The organism is Alkalispirochaeta alkalica DSM 8900 (assembly GCF_000373545.1).
In the GTDB taxonomy this organism is placed as follows: domain Bacteria; phylum Spirochaetota; class Spirochaetia; order DSM-27196; family Alkalispirochaetaceae; genus Alkalispirochaeta; species Alkalispirochaeta alkalica.
In genome coordinates, this window is record NZ_KB891701.1 from 29,070 (window position 1) to 51,516 (window position 22,447).

Below are 22,447 nucleotides of genomic sequence, written 5' to 3' on the forward strand. Positions count from 1 at the left end.
GGGCGCCGCGGGGCCGCCAGGCGGAAGGGAGTGACTGTGGCTGGACGAATCGGGAAACTGACCTGGTGGGAGATCTTCGCGCGGGCCCTGCTCTATCTCTGGTGCGGCTTCTCGATTTTCGTCTTTCTCTGGGTGATTAACAGCTCCCTCAAGACGAACCGGGAGTTCTTCAGCAATATCTGGGCGCTCTTCTCCACACCCCAAACGGCAAACTACGAGAAGGTCTGGGTCACCTACCAGCTGGGCCGGTACTTTATCAACTCCCTGCTCCTGGTTCTTCCCTCGGTGCTGGCTCTCCTGGCGATCAGCGCCCCCGCCGCCTACGTTCTCGCCCGCATTCCCTTTCCCTTCCGGGAGGGGCTCACGCGAATCGTCTCCTTTGGCATGGGCATACCCTACCAGCTCCTGCTGGTGCCGCTCTTTTTTCTGCTCTTCCGCCTGGGTTTGATCAACAATCTCCTGGGACTCATCCTGGTCTACGTGGCCCTCTCGGTGCCCTTCACGGTCTTTCTTCTGTTGGGATACTTCCGGACGCTCCCCAGGACGCTGGAGGAGGCCGCCGAGATCGACGGCTGCGGACCGATCCGAACCTTCTTTCAGATCATGCTTCCCCTGGCCCGAAACGGCCTGGTCGCTGCGGCGGTGCTCAACTTCGTGGGGCTCTGGAACGAGTTTCTGCTGGCCCTCACCTTTCTGAACCGCCAGTCCCTCTATCCCCTCTCCCGGGGACTCTACGCGTTGCAGGGAAGTCTCCAGTATACCGGAGACTGGGTCTCCCTCTTTGCAGCCTTCACCCTGGTGGTAATCCCCACTTTTCTTTTGTTTATTCTCCTTTCCCGCACCATCGTGGCCGGTATGACCATGGGAGCGGTGAAGGAATAAAAAATGGAGGTACCGGAATGAAGAAACGAACCATACTTGCGGCGTGTCTGATCGCAACGGTCCTGGCTGCGCCCCTCTTTGCGGGAGGGCAGCGGGAGAAGGTCCAGGAGGATGTGCTGGAGTACGCCTCCATGTGGAACCCCGGGGAACCCCAGGCGGTGTACATGGAAGAGATGGCACGAAAGTTCGAGGCCGAGACGGGGATCCGCGTGGATATCAGCTTCGCCGGACGCGACGTACTCACCAAGATCCGCAGCCGCATCCTCATGGGAGATGTCCCCGACATCGTGGAACAGGATTTCAGCGAGCTCGCCGGCGCCTTTTTGCGCAACGACGGCATCCTGGTCCAACCCCTGACGGATTTTTTCTACCAGACTCCCGGCCCCGAGGGACAGCCCACCATGATGGATCTCTTCGACGAGAACGTGATCACCCTCTACGCTCATAACAACGAGATCTACTTTTTCCCCTACGAGTTCATCACATCGGGCTTCTTCTACGACAAAACCCTCTTCGCCGAACAGGGTCTCTCGGCCCCCCGGACCTGGGACGAGTTCATCCAGGTGAACCGCGATCTGAAAGCTGCAGGGATTCCGCCCCTGGCGCTGGATGGAAATATCTCCTTCTATAACGCCTACTACTACTACTGGGCCCTGACCCGCGTGATGGGACCGGGACACCTGGCCCGCGCCGCCGGGGACCGCACCGGAAAAACCTGGGATGAGCCGGGATACCTGGAGGCGGCACGAATGGTCTACCAGCTCAGCGCGGGGGGAGAAAACTTCTTCCAGCCCGGTTATGCCGGAAGCAACTATCCCGCCGCCCAGGCCGACTGGGCCCTGAACCGTTCGGGGTCGATTCTCTGCGGAACCTGGATTCCTTCGGAAACCCGGGAACAAACCGTCGATGGCTTTGAGGTGGGGTTCTACCCCTTCCCGGAAGTCCCCGGCGGCGCTGGATCGGTGGGTGATGTCGAGGCCTATCTGATCGGCTTCGCCGTTCCCGTGGAAGCCAAGAACCCCGAAGCAGCCCGGGAGTTCATGCGCTTCATCAGCCGCAAGGAACACGCCAACCAGCTGGCCCGGGACACGATCAACATTGCAGCACGCACCGATGCTGCCTACCCCCGGTTGCTTGAGGGGGTCCGCCCTACCCTGGAAGGGGCCCAGCGCTTCCACGTCTCCTACGACGGGGTGATGCAACTCTATCCCGAGTGGTTTGCCAACGTTTTTTACCCCGTGGATAACGCCCTAGTCTTCGGGAACATCACGCCCGAGGAGTTTATCTCCCGCATGAAGGCCGACACGATCGCCTTCTGGCGAAACCGCTAGCGCTTCCCCCGCAGGAGGCGGCCTCCGGGCCGTCTCCTGTGATAGAATAACCCCAGATGTTCTACCTCATTCTCGCTTATCTGCTCTTCGCCCTGGTGGTGTTGCTCCGGCACAGAAAAACCCTGAACATCCTCTGGTTCCTCATGATGCCCCTGGGGATCTGCCTGGCCCTGCTGGGACTGCTCTTTTTTACCGAATACATCTCCTACGCCAACTTCATCATGAACCCCCTCTTTGGCGGAGAGAATCTCCTGATATGGCGGCTCAACTATTATCTGAACCTCTCGGTCTTCGGCATGTACCGTCTCATGAACCTGGGCATAACCCTCTATCTTCTGGGAGCTCTGGGATACCCCCTCTCGTTTCATCCGAACCGGTCCGTGCGGACCGGAGGATATCTGATGATGCTCATCATCGCGGGGGCGATTCTCCTGAACGACCCCGCCCTGCTCCAGATGCTCTTTCAACCCCACACGATCTTTCACGCGATTCCCCGGGTTCTCTCGACGCTCTATCTCTACAACTCCCTGCTGCGCTGGCTTATCCGCATCTCCCTCACGGGGAGTGCCCTCCTCATGGGATACATCCACCTGAAAACACCGTCGATATTCAAGAAGCAATCACTCCTCATTATTGGCGGCATCATGCCGATCCACGTCCTGGTGGTGGTTCTCTTTTTCTGGTTTCCCAGCCACTCCATCCATATCTGGCGCTTCTCCACGCTGAAACATGTCAGCCTGCCCTATACGCGGGTGCTGGCATCGTCGATCGTGCTGCTCTCGTTTCTCTCCATGGCGGCCCTGATCTATACCGCCCTGGTCTACAACTCCTTCGAGCTGAAGACGATCCAGCGCCGGCGGGCCTTCCAGGCCACCATGAAGACCGCCCACAGCGGCATCAGAATATTCTCCCACTCCATCAAGAACCAGTTCATCGCGATCCGGCTTCTGGCCGAACAGGGATTGCTCCAGGAGGCCCCGGCGACAGCCCCGGGGGAGCTCCCCTCGCCCGCCCCGGGAGATCGGCTTCAACAGATCCTCTCGATCTGCGAACAATCCATCGCACGGCTCTCGTCGATCCCCGCCCTCCACGACCGGATCACCCTCTCCTGCCAGAAAGTTACCCTCGATCGGCTTCTGACTCCCCTCGTCATGGAGTTCCCCCAGGTAACCGTGAGCAACCCGATTCCCCAGGCCTCGATCGTGGTGGACGAGCACTACTTCGGCGAGATCCTGCGCAACCTCATTGTGAACAGCCAGGAAGCGCTCCTGAACCACCCCGCTCCCCGGATTCACCTCTCCTGCGAACGCAATCTCTCCCACATCGTGATCCGCGTCACCGACAACGGCTGCGGAATCTCCCGGGAGCACCAGAAGCAGATCTTCAACCCCTTCTTCTCCACCAAGCCCTCGATCCGCAGCTGGGGACTGGGGCTTGCCTTTTCTCGGCAGCTCGTGGAAGCCTTTGGTGGTGCCCTCCACGTGGAGAGCACCGAAGGAGTGTATACCCGGATGGAACTCTATATTCCCGAAGACCGATCGCCCGGAGAGATCCCGTGACCGACGAATCCCCCATCCGCTGCGTCGTCGCCGAGGATTACCCCGAACTGAACCGGATCTACACGAGCATTCTGAATCACGAACCGGAGATTACCGTCCTGGCGAGCCTTCATTCGGGGGCGGAGCTCCTGGCCTTTGTGGAGCAGGAACAGCCCGATGTGGTCCTTCTGGATATCGAGATGGAGGAACCCACGGCGGGGATCACCTGCTGCCGGGAGATGCATCGTCGCTTCCCCGACATCCGCGTGGTCTTTCTCACCTGTCACGACGAGGAAGAACGCATTCTCTCGGCCTTCGAGGCGGGGGCTATCGATTATATACGAAAAACCGAATCGATGACGGAGATCATCGCGGCGGTCAGGCGCGCCGGCGGGCGCGACGCGCCCATCCACAGCTACGCCGCCGAGACCTTGCGGCGACACATGCAGAAGGCCGGCCAGTACAAGGAAGAGCTCCAGCGGTTCACCCAAATCTTCATGACCCTCTCACCGGCCGAGGTGGGCATCCTGCAGCTCCTGCTCCAGGGCTACAAGCAGCGGGAGATCGCCCAGATAAAGCATATCGAAGTGGTAACCGTGAAGAGCCACGTGGGGCGGATCCTGAAGAAGTTTCAGCTCCGCCGCACCAGTACGATCGTGGGCCTCATCAGGGAGCTGGACGCCCAGGACCTGGTCGCTCAAGCCCGGTCGATCTGAGCAAGCTCCTCCTCGAGCTCCCCCCGGACCGCCTCGATCTGCGAAGCCAGGGCGATCTGCGTGCGGGCCCGCACCAGATTGTGCTCGTCGTAGGCGGTCTTGAAATAGACGTTCCCTTCCAGGTAATCCGTGAGAAACCGCACCCCCACCTCGTAGGTCATCAGAAACCCCCCAAAAACCAGATGCTCCCGCTCCAGGGGGGTGAGAAACGCCCCGGCCGAGGAGAGATAGCCCCGGGCCAGGGCCAGGAAGAACTCCCTGTCGAAACGCACCTTCTCCAGATCCCGCTCGTCCTCGACAGCCCTGGTGGTGGAGGTCCTCACGAGATCTCCAAAATCATAGGGAACCAGGCCGGGCATCACCGTGTCGAGATCGATCACGCACACCGCCTGGTGAGTCTCCTGATCGATGAGAACGTTGTTCAGCTTTGTGTCGTTATGGGTCACCCGCTCCGGCAGCAGCCCCTGGCGCTGCAACGACACCAGCCGCGAAGCCTCGTCGTGACGGGAGAGAAAAAACTCGGCCTCGACCCGCACCGCCTCCCTCCGGGGCCGGGGAGCCTCCGCAAAAACCTGGCGAAACCGCTCCAGCCGCCGGGGCGTATCGTGAAACCCGGGAATCGTCTCGTGAAGCCGCGGACCGGGGAGATCCGCGAGAAGTCGCTGGAACTCCCCGAAGGCCCGGGCCGCTTCGAAGGCCTGGCGGTGGTTTTCCACCACGTCGTACCCCAGAGCGCCCTCGATAAAATAATAGACCCGCCAGAACCCGCCCTGATCGTCCTGGTGGACGGGCGCACCCTCGCGGGTACAGACCACCGTCAGGGCCCGGCGCGAGGACCGCTCCTCGCCGTCCCGGCGCAAGCCCGCTCCCAGCTCCCGGCAGATACGGTGAATGTTCTCCATAAGTCGGGGAGGATCGGGAAAAACCCGGTGGTTGATCCGCTGCAGGATATACCGCACGGTCCGGCCCGCCTGGTCCATGGTAACGGCGTAGGTATCGTTAATGTGCCCGCTTCCGTAGGGACAGGCCTCGACAAAATCTCCGGCTACACAAAACCGCTCCATCAGAGCCCTGAAATCAACCGCCACGGATCACCTCCCGAATCGAGCTATACCGGTGATAGTAGCGCCCCCGGGAGGAGATGAACATACAGGTTTCGGGGAAAACATGGACAAATCAACACAAAAGGGAAACAATGAATCTATGTTTTTCCCCTCCCCTCCCGGGTCGGCCCACGCCACAGACCTGAAGGACCTGATCGTTCAGGAAGAACTCCTGGCAATCTTCACCCATATCGCCCGGGCCTTCGGGTTTCGCACCTCCCTGCTTGATCTGGAGGGCCGGGAAATCCTCCCCGGCGAGGCCCACCAGCTCTCCCGCTACTGCCGACTGGTGCAGGAGTCGCTCCATCTCCGCCACCGCTGCCGGGAGAACGACCGCTGCCAGGCCAGTATCGCCCGCCAGCGGGGAACGGCTCATCACTATACCTGTCACGCCGGCCTGGCCGAGGCGATCTTCCCCCTCCTGGCGGACCAGCACTGCGTGGGCTACATCCTGGTGGGACAGTTCCGCCACGACCGGACAATCCCGCCCGATCTTCACTGTCCCTGCGGGTCCCTCTCGCCCGGCGCGCTCCGTGAGGCCTACCAGGAGCTCCCCCGGTGCACCACAGACCAGCTCCAGAGCATCCTGGAGCTTCTGAGAATCACCACCTCCTACATCCTGGACCACCGGATCGTCACCGCCCGCAGAACCCGCCTGGCCGACGCGATTCGCGAGACGATCCGTAGCTCCTGCGATACCCCCCTGACCATGAGCGACCTGGCCGCCCGCTACGGACGGTCTCCCTCGACGATCAACCAGGCCCTCAGGGAGGTCACGGGGAAATCCTTCTCCTCCCTCCTGGCAGAGACCCGCCTGGAGCGGGCGCGGAGACTCCTCCAGGAAGAACCCGAGACACCAATTCAGGAAATCGCCCGCCGGGTCGGCTTCGACGACCCCCTCTACTTCTCGCGATTCTTCCGCACGCACCAGGGAGTCTCTCCCCGAACCTACCGCCAGAACCTGGATCGTCCGCTCCCCTCCCCGGGAAGAGGAGACGACGGACACCGAGGGCGAGAAAAATGAAAGCATTATTGTGAAATACCCGATACATTTCTCTTGACATGGATCGACCGGGGGAATTATACATACAATCAAGGATGTATGTAAATGAGACGAACAAAAGAGGAATCGGAACAGACCCGGGAGGCCATCTTCGACGCAGGTCTCCAGGTCTTCTCCGAAAAGGGCTTTACCGCCGCCACCATGAGCGATATCGCCCGAAAGGCGGGGGTCACCCGCGGGGCGATCTACTGGCATTTCAAGAACAAGGAAGCCTTTTTCGAGGAGATCGTCAGCCAGTCCTGCTCGTACTACGACGAACTCCAGGAAGAGGCGGTAAAAAGCGACCTGCCCATGCTGGAATCGCTTCACCGGGCGATCACCACCATGCTCTCGCGGTTCTTCTCGGACCGGCGGTGGCGGATGATGCAGGAGTTTATCCTGCGGGAATCCCTCACCACCCAGGCCTCGTCGGAGGAACTGAACGATCTTGCATCAGGCCGGGGGATCACCCTCCTGCAGGAAGCGATCGAGAAGGGCCAGATCTTCTCCCGCTGGTCGGCCTCCACGGCCCAGCTCTCGCTCCATGCCCTGATAGTGGGGGTCTTTCTGGAATCGAGTTACCAGGGAACCACCCTCTCCCGGGAAGAGATCGGCCACATCGCCGATTTCATCGTCCGGGGCTTTGCCCCCTCGCCCAACCATTCCACAAGGAGTATCCATGAAAAGGCCTGACGCCGTGCCCTTCCTCTTCCCGCTGGCTCTGATTCTCCTGACCCTCCCGGGATGCGCCGGGCCCGAAGAACGCTCCTCGCGAAGCATCGAGGAGATCCACCACGCCGAGGGAGTTCCCGTCATCACCAGACCCGTCGAGACCACCCCCTTCCGGACCTACGTGAGCTACACAGGTCGGCTCAGCGGGATCACCGAATCCACCGCCACGGCCCTGGTATCCGACCGGGTCGAGGAGATCCGCCTCCGCGTGGGTGACCGCGTGAGACGGGACACGCCGGTGGTGATCTTTCCCCGGGACAACCCCTCGGTAGGGTTCGAGCAGGCCCGGGTCAACCTCGAAAACGCCCGCCAGGCCTACGAGCGAACCCGCCGCCTCCATCTGGAAGAGGGGGTCTCGCGTCAGGCCTACGACAACGCACGAACCCAGTTCGAAGTAGCCCAGGCCAACTGGCAGACCGCCCGCAAGATGGTAGAGGTTCAGTCGCCCCTCACGGGCTACATTACCCGCATGGCCGTCTCGGAATCGGACAACGTCCAGCCGGGAGACCCCCTGTTCACCGTCTCTGTCTTCGACCGCCTGAAGACGACGGTCTGGACCAGCGATCACCACGCCGAGATGATCGCCCCCGGCCTCCCCGCCCGGGCGATCTGGCGGGACCGGGAGATACGGGGTGTTGTCCAGGAGATCGATATGGCCATGGATAAAACCACCCGGGCCTTCTCCACCAAACTCCAGTTCGATAACCCCGATCTTGCCGTACGCAGCGGGGTCACCGCCACCATTCACATCGAGACCTACCGGCAGGACGAGGCGATCCTCCTCCTCCAGCAGGACCTGCGCTCCGACGCCGAGGGCTTCTACGTCTACGTGGCCGAAGAGGGCCGGGCGGCACGTCGACCGGTTCTCCTGGGACGTCACCAGGGGGTGTATCGGGAGGTTCTTTCGGGCCTGGTCCCGGGAGATCACCTGGTCTCCCAGGGCATCGATCAGCTTCGGGAGGGTCGAACCCTTCGGGTCATGGGGCAGGAATCGCCCCTGATGCAACCTTAGAAAAGGGGGAACGAAGACTATGTTTCTATCGGATCTCTCTATCCGCCGCCCCGTACTGATGACCATGGTCCTGGCGGCCACCCTCCTCTTCGGCGCCATCGGCTTCATCGGCCTGCCCCTGAACATGATGCCCGCCGTGGACATCCCCTACGTGACCATCCAGACCGTCTATCCCGGGGCGAACCCCGATCAGGTAGCCAGCCAGGTCTCACAGCTTATCGAGGACGAGGTGAGCACCGTGAGCGGCCTGAAAAAAATGCTCTCCTACAGCCTCGACAGCGTATCGATCATTATTCTGGAGTTCGATATCGGAAAGGATCCCGATATCGCCACCCAGGAGACCAAGGATAAAGTCGATACCATCCTGAACGATCTTCCCGATGACGCCGAGCGCCCCATCATCCAGAAGCTCAACATCACCGAAACCCCTGTGGTCAATCTGGTGGCAAGCGGCGATCTGGAGGCGGTCACGATCGGCGAGCTGGCCGAGACCACCCTCAGGGACCACCTCTCGCGGATCCCCGGGGTGAGCCAGGTCAATATCTCGGGAAACCGGAAACGAGAGATCCGCGTGGAGCTCTCCAACCACGCCCTCTACGAGAACGCCCTGAGTCTGCCCGGCCTGGCCCGAACCATCGCCGGGGCAAATCTGGATATGCCCGGCGGTGCGATCCAGACGGGGGGGCAGGATTTTTCCGTCCGCCTCGACGGTCGGTTCCTCTCTCTCGAGGATCTTTCGAATCTGGAGATTCCCGTGCGGGGAGAGCGAAAAATCCTGGGCAACATCGCCCGGATTATCGACACCGGCGAGGAGATGCGCGAACGAACCTCCTTTCTGGACAACCTCACGGGGGAGCACTTCAGCAACACCGTAACCCTGGAGGTCATGAAGACCCCCGAGGGAAATCCCGTGGAGATCGCCCAAAACGTTCGGGCCCTGCTGCCGGCGCTGCGCGAACTGCTTCCCGCAGGCGTGGATCTGGCGATCACCAGCGATTCCGCCGAGGCGATCCAGGGAAGCGTCGATGACACCCTCTCCAATATTCTGCTGGGTATTCTTCTCACAGCCCTGGTGCTCCTGCTCTTTCTCCACGACCTGCGATCCACCCTGATCATCGCCCTCTCCATGCCCATGTCGATCATCCCCACCTTCTTCGTGATGGACCTCTTGGGGATGTCCCTGAACATCATGTCCCTCATGGGGATCGCCACCGCCGTGGGGGTGCTCATCATGAACTCCGTGGTGGTTCTGGAGAACATCTTTCGCCACAAGGAGCTCGGCCACGACCGCAGGACCGCAGCAGCCCGGGGGACAGCAGAGGTCACCGTGGCCGTGGTGGCCTCCACCATGACGAACATCGCCGTTTTCTTTCCCATGGCCACCATGAGCGGGATCGCCGGGCTCTTTCTCCGGGAGTTCGCCCTGGCGATCTCCTTCGCCACCCTCTTCTCGCTCCTGATCTCCTTCACCCTGACCCCCATGCTGGCATCGCTCCTGCTCCCCGAGGTGGACCGAAAGAAACACCCCCTGGGGGACCGCCTGGAGGCCTTCTTTCGCCTCATGGAAGGGGGCTACGCCTTCATCCTGGAAAAAACCCTCCACAGCAAGCTCCGCAGCGCCCTGCTCATCGTGGGAACCATTCTGATTTTTCTCCTGGCCATGTCCTTCTTCGGGAAGGTCCCCTTCGAGTTCTCTCCCGCCATGGACCAGGGAACGGTCAGGATCGATGTGGAGCTCCCCACAGGTTCCGACCTGGACCGGACAGCAGCGCTTTTGAGGGAGGTGGAACGCCGCGTCGCCCGCTACAGGGAGGTGGAGAACGCCGTAATCACCCTGGGTTCCACCAGCGCCCTGAATCGGGGAACAAACCTGGCCCGGGTAGATATCAAGCTCATCGAGCGATCGGACCGGGTCTCCAACGAGATCATCGCCGCACAAATCGGAGAGGATCTGGCCGATCTCCCGGGAGCGATCTTCCGCGTCTCCTCTTCCCAGAGCGAGAGCGGCATGGCCCCGGTCACGTTCTACCTCCAGGGACTGGAGCGGGAAGTCCTGGAAGAGCTGGCCGCGACGCTGCGCCCCAAACTGGACGATATCCCCGGTCTGCGGAATATCGACAGCTCCAACAAGCCGGGGAGCCCCGAGGTGGTGCTCTACCCGGACCGACAGAAGCTGGTCCACGCGGGAATCACCGTTCAGGATCTTGCCCTGACCGTCCGGGGAGCCGTGGAGGGGCTGGTGATGTCCACCTTCCGCGAGGGCGGCGAGGAGTACGATATCAGGGTTGCCCTGGCGAAGGAGGATGTCTCGGGCGCCGACCGGATCGGCCAGATCCTGATCCCCACGGAGGCCGGAATCTTTCCCCTGGAACATTTTGCCCGGGTGGAACTCTCCCAGGCGGGCGACACGATCCTGCGGGAGGACAAGATTCTCTCGGTGGAGTTCTCGGCCGATCTCGACCCGGGCTACGTCCTGGGACACGTGAACCAGCCGATTCAGGATCTGGTGAACTCCCTGGACCTCCCTCCGGGGTACGGCCTGTCCTGGGGAGGGGACGCCGAGATGCTGGAGGAGACGGTCCGGGAGTTTCTCTTCGTCTTTATTCTGGCCATCGTCCTCACCTATATGCTCCTGGCGGCGATTCTCGAGAAGTTTGTTCAGCCCCTTCTGATTCTCTCCACCATCCCCCTCTCCCTGATCGGGGTGGTGGTGGCCTTTCTCCTCACGGGGAAAACCATGAACATCGTCTCCATGCTGGCTATCGTCATGCTGGTGGGGCTCGTGGTGAATAACGCGATCCTCATTCTGGACTACGCCAACCAGCTGCGCCGGGAGGGCCGCGGTGTTCGCCAGGCCCTCCTCGAGGCGGCCCCGGCAAAACTCAGACCCATCGTGATGGCCAACAGCGCCACCATCCTGGGAATGCTCCCCATGGCCCTGGGAATCGGTGCCTGGGGTGCCGAGATGCGACAACCCATGGGAATCGTGAGCATCGGCGGCCTCGCCACAACCACCTTTCTCTCGCTTTTTGTGATCCCCGCTTTCGAAAATCTGATAGAATCCCGGAAAGACACCGCCGGGACGAACCCCAAAAAAGGAAGGAACCACCATGACTAAGACCCTCGTTCGATCAGCGATCGCGGGAGTGCTCCTCCTGGCCCCCCTGTCGGGTCAGCTCTTCGCCCAAGAGACCCTGGACCTTGCCGCCTTCATCAACCTGGTGGAGTCCTACAGCCGGGACCTGGAACAGGCCCGCACGGACCGCTCCCTGGCAGCAACCCAGGAGCGGGCTGTGCGATCCCAGCTCTTCCCCTCGGTGGGCGCCCAGGTTGGCTACGCCCGAAACCTCCTGGAAATCGAGCAGTCCGTTCCCGCCTTCGCCGAGGGTAATGGTAGTGGCCCCTACCCGATCAGGTACCGCGACGTCACGGTGAGCAAGGACAACGACTTTTCTCTGGGAATATCCCTGGAGCAGAATATCTTCAACATGTCCGTCTTTCGGGGGCTCGAGGTGAGCCGGCAGTTCACCTCCTTCACCGGGCGGGTCTACGAGACGGCGCACCAGGAGATCATCACCGCAGCGAAACAGCTCTTTTTCCAGACCCTTCTGCTCCAGGAGGTTCTGCGGGTTCGGGAATCCTCCGAGGAGATCGCCCAGGAGAACTACCGCGACGCCCTGCGCCGCTACGAGACGGGGGTTGCCTCCCGCCTGGAGGCGCTCCAGGCCGAGGTTAACTGGAAGATGACCCAACCCAACACCACCCAGGCACGACGGAACCTCCAGATCGCCCTGGAACACCTGAAGAACATGGCGGGCCTTCCCCGGGATCGGGAACTTTCCATCGAGGGAACCCTCGAGACCTACCCGGACTTCCCCGATACGGGACCGGCCTGGGAAAACCCGGCGCTCCGCCCCGATTTCCAGATGCTCCTGAGCAAGAAACGGATGCAGGAGCTGAACGTGGAAGCCCAGCGCGCCGCCTACTACCCCAACGTGACAGCCTCGGTCAACTACGGCGGCAGAGCCTCGAGCGACGGCTTCTCGGGATTCAGCAGCGACGACTGGACCGACACCTTCACCCTGGGACTCACCCTGGCCGTGCCCATCTACTACGGGGGAAGCCGCCCCGCTGCGGTACGCCAGGCCCAGCTGGAGCTGACCAAAACACAGATTGAAATTTCCCAACGCGAGTCCGATATCTCCACGGAGCTTCAGAACATCCGCCTCACCCTCCAGGAGGCGCAGGAGCGAATCGAATCGGCCCGGCAGACCATGGCCACCGCCGAGGAAGCCTTCGAGGTCACGGAAAACTTCCTGGAAAACGGCATGGCCACCCAGCTCGACCTGAAGGACGCCCGGGTGAGCCTCGAACAGGCCCGGTTGAGCTACTTCTCGGCGGTCTTCGATTACCTGAACGCCTACTTCTCCTGGCAACGCGCCACGGGACGGGGCAGCGAGATCGACCCCTTCCTCTGACCACCTTCATTCCCCCCGGTCCCCCGCCCGTTCCGGGACCGGGGGAGTTCTTGCGGAATTTGCAAAAACACATAGACTTGAGTGCATGAAGAGCGGGGGGGGATCTCCATCACCAGTGCGGTATATCGCTGTGATCCTGGTCTCGCTCGCCCTGGTCCTGGGGTCGCTCTCCTTTGCCGACCGCACCACCCTCGCCATGCACCTCTCTTTGGCCGCAGAAAACCGGGCCCTCCAGACGGAACTGGCAACCCGGGCTATCGAGGAGGGGTTTCTCCGGCTCCTCGAGGAAAACCTGATCCTCGCCACCTACTCCTTTCCCGACTATCTCGCCGGAGGACGTTCCGATGACTCGATGAATCTCCTCCTCGCGGCGGAACTCGCCTCCTACGGGGAGTCGCGAGTCTACGCCTTCTACACCTCCCCCGAAGAACCCCGATTTATCGCGCGTCGAACCCCCCGCGAACCGGGAGAAGCGATCATCCACGAGGCGGTTCGAGACCTCTGGACGGACCCGCTTCTCACCGAGGGAACACCCCTGGTGCTATCCGATTCCTACGATCGGGAAGCTCCCTTTTTCATCCTCCTCTACCCGGTTTACCACGAAGGAGCTCCCCGGGGGATTCTGGGAACGGTTGTGAGCTTTCGCCAGGCCCGGGAGAAGTTTCTTCTCCCCCTGAGCGCCCGGGGACAGCGGATCGTGGCGATCGAGAATAGCGATTCCACCCTCCTGTGGAGTTCCTCCCCCGACAGATCCCTGGCGACGCTGGATGAGGAGACCTACCTGATCGAGACCCGATCCTTCGACCTGGCCAACGAGCGCTTCTCCATCATCACCGCCGAAGCGCAACATCTCCTCCTCCAGGAACTTCAATCGATGGATTCCCCCCGGAAAGCAACCCTTCTGGTTTCTCTCTTTGTTCTCTTTCTGATTTCCTATATGACCCTGCGGGTCTACAACGAGCGGAAATACTCCTTCACCCTCCAGGAAGAGGAGCGCCGTCTGGAAGGGGCGGTACGGACCCGGGAGGCGGAACTCCGGGAATCGGAACTGCGCTATCGCTCCCTGGTGGAACACGCCCAGGACGGAATCATCATCCTCGACAAAGAGGCGCGAATCCTCGACGGCAACCCCCGGGCGGCCCAGCTCTTCGGTCTCCCCCGGGAGGATCTCATTGGCTCGACCCCGGGCGATCTATCTCCGGAGTTCCAGGTCGACGGAACCCCCAGCACCCGCTCCGCCCGGGAGCTGATCGACTCGGCGATCGCGGGAAGGTCCCTCTCGGTGGAGTGGGTTCACCGGCGCGCCGATGGAACCTCCTTTGACGCCGAAGTCTCCCTGGCGTCGTTTCCCTCAGCCGAGGGACCCCTGGCCCAGGTCATCATCCGGGATATCACCACTCGGAAACAGAACGAACGCATTCTCGCCGCCACCCTGGAGGAGCGGGAACTTCTTCTCCGGGAACTCTTTCACCGGGTAAAGAACAACTTCCAGTTTCTGGACAGCCTGATCGAACTTCACAAAACCCTCTCTCCGGGAAACGATACGGCCTCGCTGGAAAAGGTACAGTCCCGGATATCGGCCCTCGCCTCGGCCTATATCCTGGCAGTCGATACCACGGAACACCTCCGTGTCGATTCCAGGGCCTACCTCTACGCGATCGCCTACCAGGTCCTGGGAAGCACCGAGGCCCTTGAGGGAGGGGACGGGCACCACCCCGACCGATCACCCCCGGCGTCGGTGATCGAGGGAGTCCCCCTCCCCCTGGATGTGGCCGCTCCCCTGGGACTTATCGTCCGGGAACTTTTGGAGAACATCGCCCTCCACGGTCACACCTCCCCGGGAGAGATCCCCTTCCGGATCACCCTCACCAGAACTTCCGGGGGGCTTGAACTTTCCCTGCGCGATTACGGCCCCGGCGAGAGCCAGAATATCCAGGAAGGGCTGGGAATTACCATCGTTCGGGCCCTCACGCAGCAGCTCAAGGGAAGCTACAGGATCATATCGGCTCACCCGGGAATCGAGGTGACCATTACCATCCCCGGGACGTTTCCTCCCACCCGGGAGCCCCCCCGAAAGGAGGAGTAGAGTGACAACCTTCATTGAATTTGTAGAAATATTTGTTATAATGTAAATAAGTTTATTTGATCAGTAAGGGTGGTATTCCATGCCCATGAGCAATCACAAGACAATTCTTCTCATCGAAGACGAGGTGATCATCGCCATGACCGAGGCGATGACCCTGGAAAAGTACGGCTTTCGCGTTGTCCTGGCCCATTCAGGTCAGAAGGCCCTGGAGATCGTCGAAAAGAACGCCGATATCGATCTGATCCTCATGGACATTGACCTGGGGGGGGCTATCGACGGAACCGAAGTGGCTCGATCGATTCTGGAAAATCGGATGATTCCCCTGGTTTTTCTCTCCTCCCACACCGAGCAGGCCGTGGTGGAGAAGACCGAGGGAATTACCTCCTACGGGTATATCGTAAAAAACTCCGGCGAAACCGTCCTGATCGCCTCCATCAAGATGGCTTTTCGCCTCTTCGAGGCCCAGCAGAATATCATCTCCCAGAACGCCCGAATCGAGGCAGCAAACAGGCAGCTCCAGGTAACAAATCAACAGCTGCTCCGCTCGCGTGACCAGCTTCGCCAGGGCGAAACGGCGCTTCACGAGAGCCAGGAGCGGTTACGCCTCTTCTCGGAACAGGCCCAGGACATGATCTACCGCTTCGAATTCGTCCCGGTCCGTCGCTTTTCCTACGTGAGCCCCTCGGCGACCCGTATCACCGGGTATACCCCGGAAGAACTCTACCAAGACCCCGAGATCGGGTACCGCATGATCCACCCCGATGACAGCCATCTTCTGCCGGACCTCCTGAAGGATCGCCGTTCCCGGAAGGACCCCCTGGTTCTGCGGTGGAAAAAAAAGGATGGATCCCTGATTTGGGCCGAGCACATGAGCTCCCCCGTCTACGACGAGACGGGGACCCTCGTGGCCTTCGAGGGAATGGCTCGGGATGTCACGGGTCGTCAAAGAGCCCGGAACGCCTACGAAGAGCTCTCGGCGGTGCTGGACCGAATTATTGAGGGATCTTCGGCGGGGTGTTTCTTTATGCGCTGCGATCCCCCCTTTACCTGGAAGGCCACAGAAGATCGGGAGATTCTTATCGATCGCGCCTTCGCCACCCAGAAGATCGTGCGGGTCAATCAGGCCTTCGCCGGGCAGTACGGTCAGAATCCTGACGAACTTCTGGGAAGAGGACCGGCGCAACTCTTTGAAACCAATCCGGAAAAAGGGAAGAGCCTCTGGAAACAGCTTCTGGAACGGGGAAAGCTCCACATTCGAACCGAAGAGCTCCGCTCCGACGGTTCCCGTTTCTCAACTCTGGGAGACTACCTCTGTCTCTACGACTCTCAAGGAAGAATCGACCAGATCTTCGGGCTTCGCTACGACGTTACGACCCCAGAAACCCGGGATGAGTTTCTCCAATCCCGCACGGATCACCTCTGCGATGCTCTTCTCGAAACGGATCTTCAGGGACGGTGCCGCTATGTTTCTCCCAGCCACGAGCGGCTTTTGGGACGCGGTAAGGAGATCCTCGGCGATTCCTGCTTCGAATTTGTCCATCCCCAGGACCGGGAACGCGCGATGGAAACCTTCCAGGAAGCGGCCCGAACGGGACGGGAGGGCCGCGCCGTGTATCGCTATCTCCACCCCGAACGGGGATATATCTGGCTCGATTCGGTGGGCCAGGTCTATACCAACCCCGAGGGAGAATCGGTGGGATTAATCGCCATCAGGGAAGCATCACACCCTTTTACCCCTTCCCCGTAGGAGCCTCCTTCCGCCACGCTGCACCAGAGCTCAAAATCGGGGAGCTCCAGCGCCTCGTCGAGCAGCCTCTCCCGTTCGGCGATCCGCAAGGCTCCCACCATCCATTCCCGATCTGTCCCAGCCTGCTCCCTCACCCGCCGCTCGATCCGCTGGTCGAAGGCTTCCCGCTCTTCCCGGGAAAGGCCCTCGAGAAAAGACCGTCGAGCCTGATCCCGGAAGGATCCGTAGGCATCCTGTAAATCCCTCTCCTTCTGTTTCTGCCGGGACTTCTTCCGCTCCTCCTCCTGGCTTTTCTCCTTTTCCTGATCTTTCAGGAATTCATCATCCTGCCAGTCCTCACGAACCGACTGATAGAGATACCGGCTCGGCCCCTTCACCTTCTCTGGTCGCTCCCGAAGTAAAAATTCCAGCTGATCCAGCTTCTCCCGTATCATTTTTTCCGGATAGGTCGCCAGAAGTTCCCGTATCTGCCCCTCCCCCAGACCGTGGCTCTTCATCCGCTGCGCGATTTTTTGCGGTGCCACACCCTTTTTCCCCCGAGGTTTTTCCGGTTGCACCAGGGGAAATTTCTCCACCGTCTCGGGCGTTACCTCCCGCCAATTGATCGATCTCATGAGATCCAGTTTGATGTACACATCCTGAACCCGTCGCTCGAAGGACCAGGCCTGGATGACTTCCTTGTCCCGCAGTTCCTGAAGCGCTGTGGCAAATTGCTTGCGTATGTTCTTTATTCCCCGTTGAGGGGAAATATGAAGATACTCCACCAGGGTCTGGTAGGGTATTTCCGTGTGCATGCGCTGACGGTATTTTTGTGTCTTTTTGTCGAAGTAGAAGACTGTGTAATTCAAATAATCGAAGAGCCTCACGGCGATCCCGCTCTTCAGTTGTGCCACAAGGCCCATGTTGACCACCCGGTAATAACGGTTCCGGAAGTTTTCCACGTGCCAGTCGTTCAGGGCGATCTCGACACGATTGGTCCTGCTGGTTTTTCCCGTCCGGACATCGGCCTGGATTCTGGTGATGCGATAGAGAAGATTAAACTCGCTTTTTACATCGTAACTTTTTCCGTCCCGTCGTATTTTAAGAATCGTCTTGATTTCCACCGAGCGAAGTTTCGAAAGACTCTCGTATATTTTTTGGGTGTTCGAGGAACTCATGTTCAGGACATCGGCGATCTCCTTGAAGGTAGTCACCACAATATTCGATTCGAAGGTGGGATTTTGTTTCAGGTAGAGATATTCAATGGCAAGAAGCATTTTCCGGTCGTAGGCGGTAAGATTTCTCTCGTGGGTTACCTCGATTTGAAAGAGATCGTTGTGAAGGCTGTAGTCGTACCGGTCGGTCTGACGCTCTCCCGTTGTTTTGGAGGTGCTGAAGATGGGGAGTCGGAGAAAATTGATCTCCGTTGCAACGGAGCGTTCTATCTCCTCCTGGAGAGAATCCTGTTCTGCCATGGCCAACTATAAAAACGATTGAAGCAGCATGTCAAATACTTCTTAATATTTCTTTATACTTAAGTATACTTAGAGACAAGGTAAATGACTATTTAAAAAGAGTTTACAAGAACGGAGGGGGGTGAAGGGTGTGAACGATGGGGGTAAAAAGTGTGACCGTGGGGGGGAAAGGGTGTGATCGCTGGGGGAGAAGGGTGTGATCGCTGGGGGGGAAATAGTGTGATCGCTCTGCCTTGCGTTGACCCGGGAAATGCCCTATCTTCAGTCCAGAGATCTCATAGCGCGTGGGCGTTCGGCAAGGAGAATAATCAGATATGCATGTTCTTTCGGTTGCTTCGGTAAAGGGTGGTGTAGGAAAAAGCGCAACAGCGATCAGTCTTGCCTATATGCTGGCAATGGATAAGAAGCGCAGAGTTCTTCTGATCGACACGGATCCACAAAACGCCACGACGAGCCACTTTTTTGCCGACCTGCAGTTTCACCACACCCTCAGTAGCGTTCTCCGTGAGGAGTGTTCCATCGAAGAGGCCGCGCGGCCAATCGAGGGAGTGTCGATCTCCCTCGTTCCCAGCGAGCTCGAGCTCGCTGATATAACCACCGCCATCGATGAGGGGCCGTCCCGGTGGTTTCTCCTCCACAACGCCCTGAAGGAGGTGGAGGAACACTACGATAATGTGGTGATCGATACGCCCCCGTCGCGGTTTTTTACAACCCGTCTGAGCCTGATAGCCTCCCACGCCGTGGTGGTTCCCACCCAACTCGATAAATGGGCTGTGCGGGGGGTAAATACAACCTTCCGGGATATTCAAAGCGCGCTCCGCGACCAGCGGCTGGTGAACCGCCAGATCGAGGCGATCGCCGTGGTTCCCACCTTCTACGAAGAGAACCGTCAGATCAAGGATATTTTACTGCAGCAGGTGCGGGAGAACTTCAGTCGCTACACCACAAATACCCTTATTCATCGGGCAACGGAAATCGAAAAGACCTATTCGATCGACAACGAGCGACTCACCCCGGGAAGCCGGGCTTACGCGGAATACGCCACCCTTCTCGATGAACTCATCGCCCGGGGAGTGATTAATGGCGAAGCATGACCTTTCAAAAATAAAGGTAAATGCCTCAGTGGTGGATCCCCTGGGGGGGAGCGAGGTTCGCCAGGAGGTCGACCCGGCGGCCGAGGCGCTGCGCCTTCGCTATTACGATCCCGTCACGGCACAACCGATCAGCTTTGATCATTTGGAGCGACGAATACGAAAAAACGCCGACCGAATGAATCGTCTTTCCGTGGAGATGATGTTCGATCTCTACTTCGCCCACGCCAATTGGTCGGGATTTTACGATCGCACCGATTCTTTCAGCTCCTGGCTGGAGCGCACCGTCGATGTCTCCCGCAGTTACGCCTACGATATCATCAAGGTTGTGAGAACCATGATTCACTACGTTCATCATCAAGCCTCGGGAGCTGACCCTCTTCCCATCGAAGAGATCGGCCGTCGAATCGAGGCGGTGGGGCTGAAGAAGATGAAGCTCATCAGCCAGGTCAAGGATCAGGGCCTCCAGTACACCTTTCTCTCCCGGGTTCTCTCGGGGGAATCCCTGGCCGATCAGGATATTATCGAGCGCAATCGCGAGCTCCTGCAACGGGGTGCTCCTCGAGGTTCGGCGGGTGTTTCGGATGTACCGGTTCCGCGTGAAAGGGTCAGGGAGGTTATCACCTCCCTGGAGGCGGCCCTGAAGAACCCCGCCGAACGGGAACGAGCCCTGGGGGCACGGGAGGTGGTAATCGCCCTCTTTGGGGGAACCGATCTGGAACAGGAGATCAGAAAAACTCTGGAAGATTGATGAGCTCTGCCGCTGGCAGGGCCCTCCTGGGGCGAACGGGGGGGTGCGGAAATGTGTCGTACCGTACGACACATTTGAAGGTTTTCTGTGGCTGTAGGCGTCTGGTATAATAGCATCATGAAGGTCTTTCCTGTTTTGTTCGTTCTGGTTTTGGGAGTCGGGGTCCTGGGCGCCCAATCGCCGGAACGCTCCGGGGGGGAGGGATTCAGCATCACCCCTCCCCCTCGGGGATACGGATCCTATTCCCGGGACCCCGCAGCGAATCGTCATCGGGCAGAACTCTCGTGGCACTACCTGGAGACCGATCTCTATACGCTCCAGGGTGGGTCGCTGTACATCACCTCCCGCCTCTTTCGGCGTTCCTGGGGTGGGCTCTCCCTGCAGTACGGTGGCTTTTACCTCCAGGGAGAAGAAACCGCTGCAATCATGACAAAAAAAGATGGATCGTGGGGTTCCGATCAGGATGAGGAGACGGACCTTCGTGTCTCCGGGTTCGGCGTTGCACCAACCTTGGAGGTTGTGCTCTGGGGATCAACCGAGGCTGGTTCGGAACGCAGTCGGCGGGCCCAGCTTCTGGGCTTTGCCGGTTTTGACGGAGGGCATCAGTTTTTTTCCCAGGACCTCGGCGAGGGATGGGAGAACTACTACAGCCGTTACGCCGCACCCCTGGCGGGGGTGCAGCTCCACCTCCCCCTGGGAGGGCTTCTGATTTCTCCCTTTGGAATGTACAAGCATCTCTATGGGCAGTCGCTGTACAACGGAACTACCCATGATTTCGATATCGCCCTGGCCAGCGGCGGTGTTGATCTGCTCTGGCGGGGGATTTCTGTAAGTGGGATTGTCCAGGCTCTGGATGATCGCTCGGACAGAACATATACCCTTTCGGTGGGGTTTTCCTTCTGAAGACGGAGTCACGGGTGTTACGCCCGGCGATCCTCGGGGGTGATTTCCGCAGCGACCCTCAAGCGGGTTGAGAGGGACGCCCTAAACGTGGTACACCTGTCCAATACATCAAAGGACAGGTATGAAACAGAATAACACGAACAGGGGCTGGGCCGTTGTGGCCTCCGGCCTGGGAATTAATCTTGCCCTGGGGGTCTTGTACGCCTGGAGTATCTTCAAGGAAGCGATCACCGAGTCGATCCACCAGGGCGGCCCCGGGGCGTTTCAGTGGAATCCGGCGTCGCTCAACGACCCCTATGCGCTGTGCACGCTGGTCTTTGCTTTTGCCATGATCGCCGCAGGGCGGTTGCAGGATAAAAAGGGTCCAGCCCTCACGGCTTTTCTCGGAGGGCTCCTCGTGGCGAGCGGGTTTTTCCTCATTTCCCGAACCACCTCGTACGCCCTGTGGGTTTTTGGTTTTGGCGGTCTTGTGGGTGCCGGCATCGGCTTCGGCTATTCTGCCAGTACACCCCCTGCCCTGAAATGGTTTCCCCGGGAGCGAAGTGGTCTGATCGCAGGGATCGTCGTTTCGGGATTCGGTCTCGCTCCGCTCTACATAGCCCCCCTGGCAAATTTTCTCCTGGGACAGCTCTCCCTTTCCCGGGTTCTGGCGCTCTTTGGGGGCGCGTTCTTGCTGATCGTCTCGGTGTTGAGCCTCTTTCTCAAGAACCCTCCTGCCGGGTTTTCTCCCGAAGCGGAGGCTCCCCAGGATGACCAGCGGGGAGCTTCCCCCATGGGCGCCGCGACGGGTGGGTCTTGTGGAGATGTTCCCGCGCGGCAGATGCTGCGAAGCCCCGCCTTTCATCTCCTCTGGCTTCTGTATTTTGTTGGTGCCGGTGCGGGATTGATGGTGATCGGCAGCATTGCCGGTCTTGCCCAGAGGAGTCTGGGAGATATGGCCTTTCTGGCCGTGGCGATCATGGCTGTGGGAAACGCGGCGGGCCGTGTCGCGGCGGGCATCCTCTCGGATCGGCTGGGAAAGAACCGCACCCTGGGGCTGGTCTTCCTGGTTCAGGCTCTTTTGATGTTCGCTGCCGTGGTGGTAACGGGGGGGGACAGCGCCCTTCTGCTGGTCCTGGTGGCTACCAGTATCGGCTTTAATTACGGGGCGAACCTCTCGCTCTTCCCGGCCTTTTCCAAGGCCTGGTGGGGGATGAAAAATTTTGGGGTGAACTACGGGCTGCTCTTTACTGCCTGGGGGACGGGGGGATTCATCATGAGCCGCCTCAGCCAGACCCTGGCCGAGCGGACCGGTTCCTTCGCGCTGACCTTTGTCATCGCCGGGACGCTTCTGCTCTGCTCTGCCGGGGCAACGCTCCTTTTGAACCGCTGGGATCCCGCACCGGTGAAGGTGTCGGGATAGCCCTCACTATTCTGGAGGCGAGGTGCTGGCAGGTCCTGAGGGGGTAAAAGAGTATGATCGATTACGGCGATTGTCTCCATCAGGGTCCCCTGGATGAGGGGTGATTCTTTGTTAAGGGGTTTCGTAGTACTATACCCCCATGGGGATTTTCGCAGGAATACACCGCAGTAGATCAGGCA

17 protein-coding genes are annotated in these 22,447 nt (G+C 59.8%); 15 read left to right on the plus strand and 2 right to left on the minus strand.

Annotated features, from left to right (window positions below; genetic code table 11):
- Positions 1-36: 36 nt before the first annotated feature.
- The 4 genes from B071_RS0106075 to B071_RS0106090 are packed head-to-tail and all read left to right on the plus strand — an operon-like array spanning position 37 to position 4,467.
- Positions 37-882 carry a carbohydrate ABC transporter permease gene (locus tag B071_RS0106075; protein ID WP_018526214.1) on the plus strand — a complete coding sequence of 282 codons (846 nt, stop codon included), beginning with the start codon at positions 37-39 and terminating at the stop codon, positions 880-882.
- Positions 883-899: 17 nt separating this feature from the next.
- The gene (locus tag B071_RS0106080; protein ID WP_018526215.1) at positions 900-2,213 is read left to right on the plus strand and encodes an ABC transporter substrate-binding protein; all 1,314 of its coding nucleotides are present in this window, start codon (positions 900-902) and stop codon (positions 2,211-2,213) included.
- 56 nt (positions 2,214-2,269) lie between these two features.
- On the plus strand, positions 2,270-3,772 hold the full coding sequence (locus B071_RS0106085) for a sensor histidine kinase (protein ID WP_018526216.1): 1,503 nt from the start codon (positions 2,270-2,272) through the stop codon (positions 3,770-3,772).
- The gene (locus tag B071_RS0106090) at positions 3,769-4,467 is read left to right on the plus strand and encodes a response regulator transcription factor (protein WP_018526217.1); all 699 of its coding nucleotides are present in this window, start codon (positions 3,769-3,771) and stop codon (positions 4,465-4,467) included. The genes B071_RS0106085 and B071_RS0106090 overlap by 4 nt, the downstream gene beginning before the upstream one ends.
- On the opposite strand, the gene B071_RS0106095 is transcribed toward B071_RS0106090, so the two are convergent.
- Entirely contained in the window at positions 4,449-5,555 is a 1,107-nt protein-coding gene (locus B071_RS0106095; RefSeq protein WP_018526218.1) for a phosphotransferase enzyme family protein, read from the minus strand. The genes B071_RS0106090 and B071_RS0106095 overlap by 19 nt on opposite strands.
- 115 nt (positions 5,556-5,670) lie before the next feature.
- On the opposite strand from B071_RS0106095, the gene B071_RS16235 reads away from it, so the two are divergent.
- The 7 genes from B071_RS16235 to B071_RS0106130 all read left to right on the plus strand — a co-directional run bounded on the left by B071_RS16235 (position 5,671) and on the right by B071_RS0106130 (position 16,667).
- Positions 5,671-6,594, plus strand: coding sequence for a PocR ligand-binding domain-containing protein (locus tag B071_RS16235; RefSeq protein WP_018526219.1), 924 nt, complete (start codon positions 5,671-5,673; stop codon positions 6,592-6,594).
- An 84-nt stretch (positions 6,595-6,678) separates the two neighbouring features.
- On the plus strand, positions 6,679-7,305 hold the full coding sequence (locus B071_RS18335; protein ID WP_018526220.1) for a TetR family transcriptional regulator: 627 nt from the start codon (positions 6,679-6,681) through the stop codon (positions 7,303-7,305).
- Positions 7,292-8,356 carry an efflux RND transporter periplasmic adaptor subunit gene (locus B071_RS0106110; protein WP_083914560.1) on the plus strand — a complete coding sequence of 355 codons (1,065 nt, stop codon included), beginning with the start codon at positions 7,292-7,294 and terminating at the stop codon, positions 8,354-8,356. The genes B071_RS18335 and B071_RS0106110 overlap by 14 nt, the downstream gene beginning before the upstream one ends.
- A gap of 19 nt (positions 8,357-8,375) precedes the next feature.
- Positions 8,376-11,474 carry an efflux RND transporter permease subunit gene (locus B071_RS0106115; RefSeq protein WP_018526222.1) on the plus strand — a complete coding sequence of 1,033 codons (3,099 nt, stop codon included), beginning with the start codon at positions 8,376-8,378 and terminating at the stop codon, positions 11,472-11,474.
- Positions 11,467-12,834 carry a TolC family protein gene (locus B071_RS0106120; protein WP_018526223.1) on the plus strand — a complete coding sequence of 456 codons (1,368 nt, stop codon included), beginning with the start codon at positions 11,467-11,469 and terminating at the stop codon, positions 12,832-12,834. Before B071_RS0106115 ends, B071_RS0106120 begins: the two co-directional genes overlap by 8 nt.
- A 115-nt stretch (positions 12,835-12,949) precedes the next feature.
- Positions 12,950-14,920, plus strand: a complete 1,971-nt coding sequence (locus B071_RS0106125; protein WP_018526224.1) for a sensor histidine kinase — start codon at positions 12,950-12,952, stop codon at positions 14,918-14,920.
- An 85-nt stretch (positions 14,921-15,005) separates the two neighbouring features.
- A complete protein-coding gene (locus tag B071_RS0106130) occupies positions 15,006-16,667 on the plus strand; it encodes a PAS domain S-box protein (protein WP_245534062.1) in 1,662 nt (553 codons plus the stop codon).
- Here B071_RS0106130 and B071_RS0106135 read toward each other — a convergent pair.
- Positions 16,589-18,121, minus strand: a complete 1,533-nt coding sequence (locus tag B071_RS0106135; protein ID WP_157703052.1) for a DUF1368 domain-containing protein — start codon at positions 18,119-18,121, stop codon at positions 16,589-16,591. The two genes, B071_RS0106130 and B071_RS0106135, sit on opposite strands and share 79 nt — an antisense overlap.
- Positions 18,122-18,435: 314 nt before the next feature.
- Here B071_RS0106135 and B071_RS0106140 point away from each other — a divergent pair, with 314 nt between their 5' ends.
- The 4 genes from B071_RS0106140 to B071_RS16245 all read left to right on the plus strand — a co-directional run bounded on the left by B071_RS0106140 (position 18,436) and on the right by B071_RS16245 (position 22,268).
- Positions 18,436-19,215, plus strand: coding sequence for a ParA family protein (locus tag B071_RS0106140; RefSeq protein ID WP_018526227.1), 780 nt, complete (start codon positions 18,436-18,438; stop codon positions 19,213-19,215).
- A complete protein-coding gene (locus tag B071_RS0106145) occupies positions 19,202-19,963 on the plus strand; it encodes a hypothetical protein (protein ID WP_018526228.1) in 762 nt (253 codons plus the stop codon). Before B071_RS0106140 ends, B071_RS0106145 begins: the two co-directional genes overlap by 14 nt.
- Before the next feature lie 117 nt (positions 19,964-20,080).
- Complete coding sequence (locus B071_RS0106150; RefSeq protein ID WP_018526229.1) at positions 20,081-20,866, plus strand: hypothetical protein; 786 nt, start codon at positions 20,081-20,083, stop codon at positions 20,864-20,866.
- Positions 20,867-20,987: 121 nt separating this feature from the next.
- Complete coding sequence (locus B071_RS16245; RefSeq protein ID WP_018526230.1) at positions 20,988-22,268, plus strand: L-lactate MFS transporter; 1,281 nt, start codon at positions 20,988-20,990, stop codon at positions 22,266-22,268.
- The last annotated feature ends 179 nt before the right edge of the window (positions 22,269-22,447 follow it).

Coding starts and splice junctions, on each gene's coding strand:
- B071_RS16235 (WP_018526219.1), top strand. CDS start 5,671: ATGTTTTTCCCCTCCCCTCCCGGGTCGGCCCACGCCACAGACCTGAAG.
- B071_RS0106080 (WP_018526215.1), top strand. CDS start 900: ATGAAGAAACGAACCATACTTGCGGCGTGTCTGATCGCAACGGTCCTG.
- B071_RS0106150 (WP_018526229.1), top strand. CDS start 20,081: ATGAAGGTCTTTCCTGTTTTGTTCGTTCTGGTTTTGGGAGTCGGGGTC.
- B071_RS0106145 (WP_018526228.1), top strand. CDS start 19,202: ATGGCGAAGCATGACCTTTCAAAAATAAAGGTAAATGCCTCAGTGGTG.
- B071_RS0106110 (WP_083914560.1), top strand. CDS start 7,292: ATGAAAAGGCCTGACGCCGTGCCCTTCCTCTTCCCGCTGGCTCTGATT.
- B071_RS0106135 (WP_157703052.1), bottom strand. CDS start 18,121: ATGGCAGAACAGGATTCTCTCCAGGAGGAGATAGAACGCTCCGTTGCA.
- B071_RS0106120 (WP_018526223.1), top strand. CDS start 11,467: ATGACTAAGACCCTCGTTCGATCAGCGATCGCGGGAGTGCTCCTCCTG.
- B071_RS0106115 (WP_018526222.1), top strand. CDS start 8,376: ATGTTTCTATCGGATCTCTCTATCCGCCGCCCCGTACTGATGACCATG.
- B071_RS0106140 (WP_018526227.1), top strand. CDS start 18,436: ATGCATGTTCTTTCGGTTGCTTCGGTAAAGGGTGGTGTAGGAAAAAGC.
- B071_RS0106085 (WP_018526216.1), top strand. CDS start 2,270: ATGTTCTACCTCATTCTCGCTTATCTGCTCTTCGCCCTGGTGGTGTTG.
- B071_RS0106130 (WP_245534062.1), top strand. CDS start 15,006: ATGAGCAATCACAAGACAATTCTTCTCATCGAAGACGAGGTGATCATC.
- B071_RS16245 (WP_018526230.1), top strand. CDS start 20,988: ATGAAACAGAATAACACGAACAGGGGCTGGGCCGTTGTGGCCTCCGGC.
- B071_RS18335 (WP_018526220.1), top strand. CDS start 6,679: ATGAGACGAACAAAAGAGGAATCGGAACAGACCCGGGAGGCCATCTTC.